The 7,927-nt window shown below is 47.9% G+C and carries 10 protein-coding genes and 2 pseudogenes; all 12 read left to right on the top strand.

Translation table 11 applies throughout. The annotated features are described in order from the left end of the window. Positions 1-487, top strand: a pseudogene (locus AC29Z1_RS08395) (hypothetical protein); the annotation flags it as partial. Beyond that, the gene (locus AC29Z1_RS08390) at positions 484-1,890 is read left to right on the top strand and encodes a phage portal protein (protein WP_488271007.1); all 1,407 of its coding nucleotides are present in this window, start codon (positions 484-486) and stop codon (positions 1,888-1,890) included. The pseudogene AC29Z1_RS08395 and the gene AC29Z1_RS08390, both read left to right, overlap by 4 nt. Before the next feature lie 232 nt (positions 1,891-2,122). Beyond that, positions 2,123-2,956 (top strand): phage head morphogenesis protein, encoded by an 834-nt coding sequence (locus AC29Z1_RS08385; protein ID WP_488271006.1) that lies wholly within the window; start codon positions 2,123-2,125, stop codon positions 2,954-2,956. A 2-nt stretch (positions 2,957-2,958) separates the two neighbouring features. Further along, positions 2,959-3,108, top strand: coding sequence for a hypothetical protein (locus AC29Z1_RS08380; RefSeq protein WP_488271005.1), 150 nt, complete (start codon positions 2,959-2,961; stop codon positions 3,106-3,108). Positions 3,109-3,143: 35 nt separating this feature from the next. Beyond that, positions 3,144-4,319 (top strand): DUF2213 domain-containing protein, encoded by a 1,176-nt coding sequence (locus AC29Z1_RS08375; RefSeq protein WP_488271004.1) that lies wholly within the window; start codon positions 3,144-3,146, stop codon positions 4,317-4,319. After that, positions 4,319-4,831, top strand: coding sequence for a structural cement protein Gp24 (locus AC29Z1_RS08370; protein ID WP_488271003.1), 513 nt, complete (start codon positions 4,319-4,321; stop codon positions 4,829-4,831). The genes AC29Z1_RS08375 and AC29Z1_RS08370 overlap by 1 nt, the downstream gene beginning before the upstream one ends. A 12-nt stretch (positions 4,832-4,843) precedes the next feature. Then, the gene (locus AC29Z1_RS08365; RefSeq protein ID WP_488271002.1) at positions 4,844-5,854 is read left to right on the top strand and encodes a DUF2184 domain-containing protein; all 1,011 of its coding nucleotides are present in this window, start codon (positions 4,844-4,846) and stop codon (positions 5,852-5,854) included. 10 nt (positions 5,855-5,864) lie between these two features. Further along, on the top strand, positions 5,865-6,134 hold the full coding sequence (locus AC29Z1_RS08360) for a hypothetical protein (protein ID WP_488271001.1): 270 nt from the start codon (positions 5,865-5,867) through the stop codon (positions 6,132-6,134). A 2-nt stretch (positions 6,135-6,136) separates the two neighbouring features. Then, positions 6,137-6,658: a DUF4054 domain-containing protein gene (locus AC29Z1_RS08355; RefSeq protein ID WP_488271000.1), complete on the top strand. Its 522-nt coding sequence runs from the start codon at positions 6,137-6,139 to the stop codon at positions 6,656-6,658. Beyond that, on the top strand, positions 6,652-7,233 hold the full coding sequence (locus tag AC29Z1_RS08350) for a hypothetical protein (RefSeq protein WP_488270999.1): 582 nt from the start codon (positions 6,652-6,654) through the stop codon (positions 7,231-7,233). The genes AC29Z1_RS08355 and AC29Z1_RS08350 overlap by 7 nt, the downstream gene beginning before the upstream one ends. Continuing rightward, positions 7,230-7,580: a hypothetical protein gene (locus tag AC29Z1_RS08345; protein ID WP_488270998.1), complete on the top strand. Its 351-nt coding sequence runs from the start codon at positions 7,230-7,232 to the stop codon at positions 7,578-7,580. Before AC29Z1_RS08350 ends, AC29Z1_RS08345 begins: the two co-directional genes overlap by 4 nt. A gap of 1 nt (position 7,581) precedes the next feature. Then, positions 7,582-7,927, top strand: a pseudogene (locus AC29Z1_RS08340) (hypothetical protein); the annotation flags it as partial.

Genomic DNA, 7,927 nt, shown 5'->3' with positions numbered 1-7,927 from the left:
TCCCGTCGTCGATCACGTCCAGGAATACGCAAGGATTAACGGTGCCATAGTCGATGAGTATTATTATGACTCTCGCGCTACTGGCGTTGAAAAGACAGACGCGCAATTAGCGGATGATCTGGAAACATTTATAGGTGACTGGCCTTTAGTTCCAACATTCATTGTCATTGACCCGTCAGCGGCAAGTTTTAAGGCAGAACTAAGAAGACGACATCTCAGGACAAGAGATATTGATCCCGAGATTGTAAATGCCGACAACAAAGTCAGGGACGGTATCCGTCGGGTATCGTCGGCATTAACGAAAAAGATAATCCGTGTACATTGTCGTTGCGTGATGCTGAAAAAGGAATTGCTGTCCTATTGCTGGGATGATAAAGCGATTCAAAAAGGCATGCCTGAACGGCCACTCAAAGTAAATGACCATGGCCCCGACGCCTTAAGGTATGGTACGCACACATTATTAACAGATAGGAGGTTAGCTGCATGAGAAAACGAAAACGCCGCACTACTGACGCGGTAAAAACAAAAGATGCATATCGTAACCAGGCGGCGCGGCTAGGGTTTGGAACGCCTAACCTCCTGGAAGCAACAGAGTACCCGCTAACAAGACTGACACAGAACTGGCAGCTCATGAATAGCCTGTACCGATCACATTGGGTAGTACGACGGCTTATTGACGTGGTGCCCAGCGACATGATGAAAAACTGGATCAAGATTGAAAGCCAAATGCCGCCAGATCAACTTAAGCGATTTGATAAGCTTGTAAGGACCACACAGTTAAAAGCACGATTGTTGGAAGGCCTACGCTGGGGACGGCTTTACGGTGGAGCTGCTGGGGTAATTCTTATCGAGGGGCATGGCGATATACTTCATGAGCCGCTTGACTTGGATACCGTCATGCCAGGGACATTCAAAGGGTTGTTAATCCTAGACCGATGGTCAGGTATTCAGCCGCTATCAACGCAAGTAGTAACGGATTTGAATGATCCTGACTTTGGATTACCTGAATCCTACGTTATATCCACTGAAACCATTAGCCGAGGCGTTGAAATACACCATAGTCGCATAGTTCGTTTCCCTGGCCGTGATTTGCCATATTGGGAAAAGCAGCAGGAAATGTACTGGGGAGCTTCCGAGATTGAGCATGTATTTGATGAACTGCGCAAGCGGGACAATACCAGCTGGAACATTGCCAGTTTGGTGTTTAATGCCAATTTACGCGTGTTGAAGATGAAGGACTTGGAGCAGGTTTTTACTGCCCTAGATGAGCAGACAGTAAAAGACATTTACTCTGTGCTACAAGCGCAAAACTGGCTTATGAGTAACACTGGGACGCAACTGTTAGGCGCGAGTGATGAATTTCAGACCTTCCAGTATGCGTTTAGTGGTCTGGATAAGGTCTATGAAAACTTCATGATGGACCTGGCCGGTGCAGCTGAAATGCCCGTAACAAAGTTGTTTGGCCGTTCCCCTGCAGGGCTTAATGCAACTGGTGAATCGGACATGCAAAACTACTACGACAGTATCGAGGAAAAGCAAGAGGCGTATCTGCGGCCGCCAATTGATAGACTGCTGCCGATTATGTTCATGAGCGAATACGGGGCTATCCCTGATGACTTGGACTATCACTTTAATCCAGTACGACGGCCAACCGCAAGCGAAAGCACTGACCTAGCCAGCAAGCGGACAACAGCAATCCAAGGCGTATTTGACAGTGGTATGATTAGTCAGAAGGTTGCCCTCAAAGAATTGCGGCAAATGTCAGAAGACACAGGCATGTGGACTAATATCACCGACGAAGATATCGAAAAAGCCGACGATACTACGCAACAGGGCGAGATATTGCCGGAATTGGAATCTCTTGGAGTGCCAGGCGGCAGCATGGTATAATTAAAAAGGAAATCCTATCCTCTGTTTCATTATTTAGGCAAATAATACTAAGGCGGTGTTATTGTGAGCGAGCAAGAGATAGCAGAAGCAGACGAGATTAAAAATATTAACTTTATATTAGAATTTGAGGATCACCTAACCGGCAATGGTGAAAAAGTCGAGATCGTTTTAAAAGAATAGTTACTTAAGCGACTGCCTATACAGTCGCCATTTTTGTGCCCGAGGTGTTACTATGAAACCTGAAGGCTGGCAAGCTCAGCGCCGCATTGAATCTGACTATGATCGTGCTCTGCGCCGGCTAATTGAACGAGCATGGCAAATTATCAGTGAGCCCGATTTAATGAATCCGTGGGATCTAATACGCCGTTTGGAACGCTTGGCCAATACCGGGAGTTTTGAACATTTCGCTTTGGCAGCTGCTAAGAAGATGGTAACTCAGACTTTTTACGACACGGCAAAGACTTGGCGCCAGGCGGCTAAAGGCGGTTCGAAAGGCCGGCTGATTTATGAAGTCTTGCGAAATGAAATGCAAGGTCCTGTAGGCAATACCGTGTATGCCTTGATTGACCGCAACGCTGGAATCATCCGCAGTATGCCTTTTGACCTGGCTGCTCAGGCAACGCACTACATTCAGGCCGAAACATTAAAAGGCAAGCGACATGAGCAAATAGCACAGGAGTTGCTTGCCAAGTTCCCATCAATGACGGCAAAGAAAGCTGTAGTAATCGCCCGCACAGAGGCGGCAAAGTCTCATACGGCATTAATACAGGCCAGAGCTGAGCGCCTTGGAATAGCTTGGTATGTCTGGCGTACAAGCCAAGACGGACGAGTAAGAAGCAGCCATAAACATATGGAGGGCGTTTTGTGCAGGTTCGACACTCCCCCATCTCCAGAGCTATTAGCTGGTGAAAGGAACGTCGGTACGTACAATGCTGGAGAGATATATAACTGCCGGTGTTATCCTGAGCCGATGATTGATATTGGGGATGTAACCTGGCCGCGTAAAGTGCATTATGGCGGCAAGATAGTCCGTATGAGTAAGGAGCAATTTAGAAAGGTGGCGTAAACATGAAAGATGAGTACACAATACGGCTTACAAAAGACGGTACTGCTTGGGTAGCCCATACTGATGTCGATTTGCAAGTCGGTACTGTAGGGTGTGGGGATACTATCAAAGAAGCACTGGCTGAACTTGCCGATAGCTTGACCGCTGATTAAGCGGTTATTTTTTATGCGTGAAAGGAGGCGGTACATTGCGCGCATTTTATGGGACGCGCTTCAGTCCCAATATGACCAAGACCCCGGAGGGCTTTTTGATTTGCCATAACGTACCTATTGCTCGCACCGGCTGGCAGGAATATCTGCCGCGTGAAATCGGTTTGTCCGGCGACGTCCCGATTAAGGTGTACCGTTCAGAGGAAGAAGTATTCCATCCCGCTACCATCGCCAGTTTCGAAGGTAAGCCGGTCACAGACGACCACCCAACACAGGACGTGCGACCTGATAATATAGCGGCCTATGGCAAAGGCCACGCCCAGAATGTCCGCCGAGGTGCAGGTGAAATGTCAGACACACTACTGGCTGACCTAGTCATTACAGATCCTGTGCTTATCTCTGAGATTGAGGCGGGTAAGCGGGAAGTCTCATGCGGTTATGACTGTGACTATGTTCAGGTCAATAATCGTTATGAACAACAGGCAATACGCGGGAATCATGTCGCTATCGTCGAAAGAGGCCGCGCTGGGCCGCAAATTTCCATACGAGATTCTAAACCAAAACAAGGAGGAAAAAAGATGCCTAAAATTGATAAAAACACACTACTGGGAAAAATCCTGAAAGTGTTCTCCCAGGATGCCGAACCGGAAGAAGTGGCAGCCGCGCATGAAATGCTAGGCGGACAAAAGGACGAGGAAATGCACAGTGAAAAAAGCGAGGAAAAGTTCAATGCTGAAATCCTAGCCGCTATCAAGGCTTTGCGGGATGAGGTAGCTGCTTTGAAAGCCAGTAAAACTGAGCCGGAAACCAAAGACGCTCTTACCGAACTGGAAGAGGAAATGACAAACGGCAAGCCGGATGTTACCGATGGAAGTCAAGAAGAAAGCGTCACTATCCCCGTGGAGGAAATGAAGAACGAAGACGGCTCCAAAGTTATAGATGCCAATAAAACATTGGATAAAGCTGCAGTATTAGCAACTATCAAAGCCATAAAGCCGATTATTGCCAGCCTACCTGTTGCAGAGCGCAAGAAAGTTTCTGATGCTCTTAGTAAAGAACTGAGAGCTGCTATGCAAAAGCCTGCTCCCACCCAGGATGCATACGCCGAAATATTAAAACGCAAGAAAGCAGCAGACACTAAAGCCGCTACTGCTCATGAAGAATTCGGCAAGAACTGCGCCAAGCGCAATCCACATATAAAGGAGGTTAAATAATGCCTGGAAAAGCAATTGGAACATCGTTTAATTATGGCTATCCCGGCACTATCTCCCGGTTAGGAGATGAAATCAGCCGGACACGCCCCATGAAAGCTGAAACGGATGATATTTATTTCGGTGATCCGGTCGTTATTAACTCTGATGGTACTGTACAGAAATTCGGCGCAAGTCATACCGCAGCCCAATTTGCCGGGGTTGCTATGCGGCGTATAAAAGGCGCTACGCAGTACCTGTCGCAAAATCGCGCGTATTATACCGGTCAGGAACCGGTTGATGTACTCGAGCGCGGCGGCGTAACCGTGAACTGCAATGTGGGTACTCCCACAATTGGCGGCGACGTGTATATTCGCGTTGCAGCTAATGCGAGTATCCCGGCTGGTGTAGTAGGCGGCTTCGAAGCGGCTGCGGATAGCACTAATACAATAAAACTTACAAATGCCAAATGGGGCACGACCAAAGACGCTAACGGCGTGGCCGAACTTGTAATCTTGACCCGGCAGGGCGTATAAGGAGGATAATTAATGAAAACATACACTCTTGACAACCCTACAGGCATTCCCCGCGGTTTTGCCGCTCGCGCATTTACCATGGACGCCGCTGCTATTTCTGGCGGTAATGCTTTTCTGGAATCCGAACTTGAAAAACTGGACCCCACTCTACGCGAGCCGTTGACAAGTTTTACATATCCGCGTGACATTCCAATTGAAAGCGGTGGCGGTTGGGTAGAAACCATGTCCGTAGTCAATGTTGACTATGCCGTATCTGGCGGTCAAGCAGACGGCGTAGGCGGCGTGCAAAACTCGGTTAGGTTGATTCAGGCTAACTTGGATAAAGATTTATTCAAGGTGTTCCCTTATGAGGTCGCCATGAAAATCAAATTTGTTGACATGGAGCGTGGCCAGGTAACAGGCCGAAGCCTGGAACAAATTTACGATAAGGGTATCCGCTTGGATTGGGATAAATATCTGGACATTAACACCTACAAAGGACAGGCTGCATACGGTACGCCAGGGCTGATTAATCATCCAAGTGTTACTGCTGGATCTGTTGCGGCAGGTGCAAGCACGAAAACCACGTGGAAGGATAAAACCCCTGATGAAATCCTGAATGATGTAAATACCGTAATTGTGGATGCTTGGGCAGCTGCAGAGTATGATCAGTCTGCTGTACCGAATCACATTTTGATTGACCCCGCCAACTACGCCTATATTGCTAGCACGAAGGTCTCGCAAGCCGCCGATAAGACCATCTTGGAATTCCTGTTAGATAACAATATCGCGAAACAAAAAGGTGTAAACCTATTCATTGGTGAGTGCCGGTGGTGCATTGGCGCAGGTACTGGCGGTACTAACCGAATGGTGGCCTACGTCAACGACAAACGGTTTATTTGCATGCCGGTACCTGTGCCACTGAGCCGTGTTATGACTCAGCCGAACGTTACAACTGCAAGCTATGACAGCTTGTATGTAGGCAACGTTGGTCAGGTACAAGTCATGTACTATCAACCTATCCGCTACGCGGACGGAATTTAAGGAGGCCATTATGCGGATATTTACAAGAAAATCGTTTGAGTTTAAAAACGCGGACGGGGAAAAAGTTGTCACCCGTCCGCTTGATTTTGCGGATGTGCCGAATTGGGTGGTCAACGATCCTATCTTCGGTTGGGGCGTAAATGACGGCGATATTACAGTGGCGGAATCGCCAAAAGAAGAAGCTTCAGTCGAGAAGGCAGTAGAAGATGTCGCTGAAGCTGTTGCCAAGGCCGATACAGAGGTAAAAGCCAAGAATAAAGCTGATGCTAAGGGGAAATAACCATGTACGCATACGATAGCGGCAGCGGGAATTTGATTGCTGCCGCTTCTAATTTGCGCAGTGGTGATAATCCGCCATTTGAGTTGGCCGACTTTTACGCTTTATACCCGGCTTATGGACCCAGGGAAACCCCGTCCGAAGATCCAGAAGGTGAACCCACTGTCACTTATTTGGTAGACCCGGCAATTATTGAGATGTATATCGGCCTGGCTAATGCCGTAGTGAAAGAAGCTCGCTGGCGTAGGCAATGGAAATTTGCTATGGGCTTGTTTGTAGCGCATTTTTTGACCTTGTATCTGCAGAGTCTGGCTAGCGCCGACAGAACAGCTGCCCAGGTAGTTGCCGCTGGCCAAACACGCGGCCTGATGACAAGTAAATCTGTTGGTGATGTGTCTGCTAGTTATGACTTTTCTACCATCGCCCAGGGCCTAGATGGCTGGGCTGCTTGGAACCTGACCACGTTCGGGCAGCAATATGCGACACTAGCCAGAATGGTGGGTAAAGGCGGGATGTATGTATGGTAAAAGGTACAGTGGCTGTCACGTCCAAAGGCGACCCCAATATCTTGAAAAAGATTATGGCTGACCTTGGCAACATGGATGTTTATGTCGGTATCCCGGAGGAAAAGGCCAGTCGGCAGAGCGAAGGGGAAATCAATAATGCTGAGCTGGCCTATATCCATACTCACGGTGTACGGGCCAAATCCATGCGTGCAGAAATGCAGCCCAATATGGATAGTGGTTTACCCTATTCAAAGGCGTATGAAATGTATATCCAGGCACATGGTTCTCCACTATGGCATTCTCCGCCGCGGCCCATTATCGAACCGGCTATCGAAAAACATAAAGATTCTATTGCAGAAAAACTGAAGCCTGCCATGCAGGCGGCTTTGAGTGGTGATGAGCAAGGAGCACGCGATGGCTTGGAGAAAGCCGGAATGTTTGCCGCAAACAAAGTGATAGATTATTTCACTGATCCCGAAAACGGTTGGGAAGAAAACAGCCCCAAAACTATTGAGGTCAAGGGCAGTGATCGGCCTTTGATTGATACTGAGGCACTCAGGCGGGCAATAACTTATGTGGTTGGTGAGAAAAAATGATTAATGTCGCTGAGATTATTCGCGATCCGGATTTTTGTCAGTCATATACGCTTTTGCGTAAGACGACAGTATGGCTAGGCGGTAATCCTAAAAACACGGTAAAAAACTTATCGCGCAGCGGCGTTATTACGGCTGCGACACAAGAGGATTTGTTACAGGTGCCTGAGGGCGACCGAGTAAAAGGCATTATTGCTATATATGACACGGAGCCCTTACAGGTAACTGATGACACCAACACGTCAGATGAAATTGTCTGGCACGGTGAACGCTACCGACTATTTCAGCTTTGGCCGTATAAAGATTACGGCTATTATAAAGCGCTTGGTGTGCGGATTGCGGGGAAATAACATGATTGAAGAATTAGAAACTTTGTTTTGGCGAGCAACAATGCAAATATTGGGATTTAATCCGGCAGATTTTGAAGATCCGGCCAATCCGCCATCATTTATGCCTGTTCGCCTATCGTATCCAACTGACGGCGCACCGGCTTGGAGCGTTGATGAAAATATCGTCTTTATTCGCTTGTTTGAGAAAGATGACGATTATGCCAAACAACTTGACAGTGTTTATGAGCCCAAAGCCAGTACCGTAGTAAAGCAGTCGGCTCGCACTCGCGTCTGGGAAGTACAATTTGTGGCCTACGGACCGGACGCACATACCAATGTTAATAAAATCAAAGACGGTGTTTTCCGGC

This window comes from Sporomusa sp., from assembly GCF_057736855.1.
Note: the sequence above shows the minus strand (reverse complement) of the source record. Positions and strands in the feature narration are given on the sequence as shown.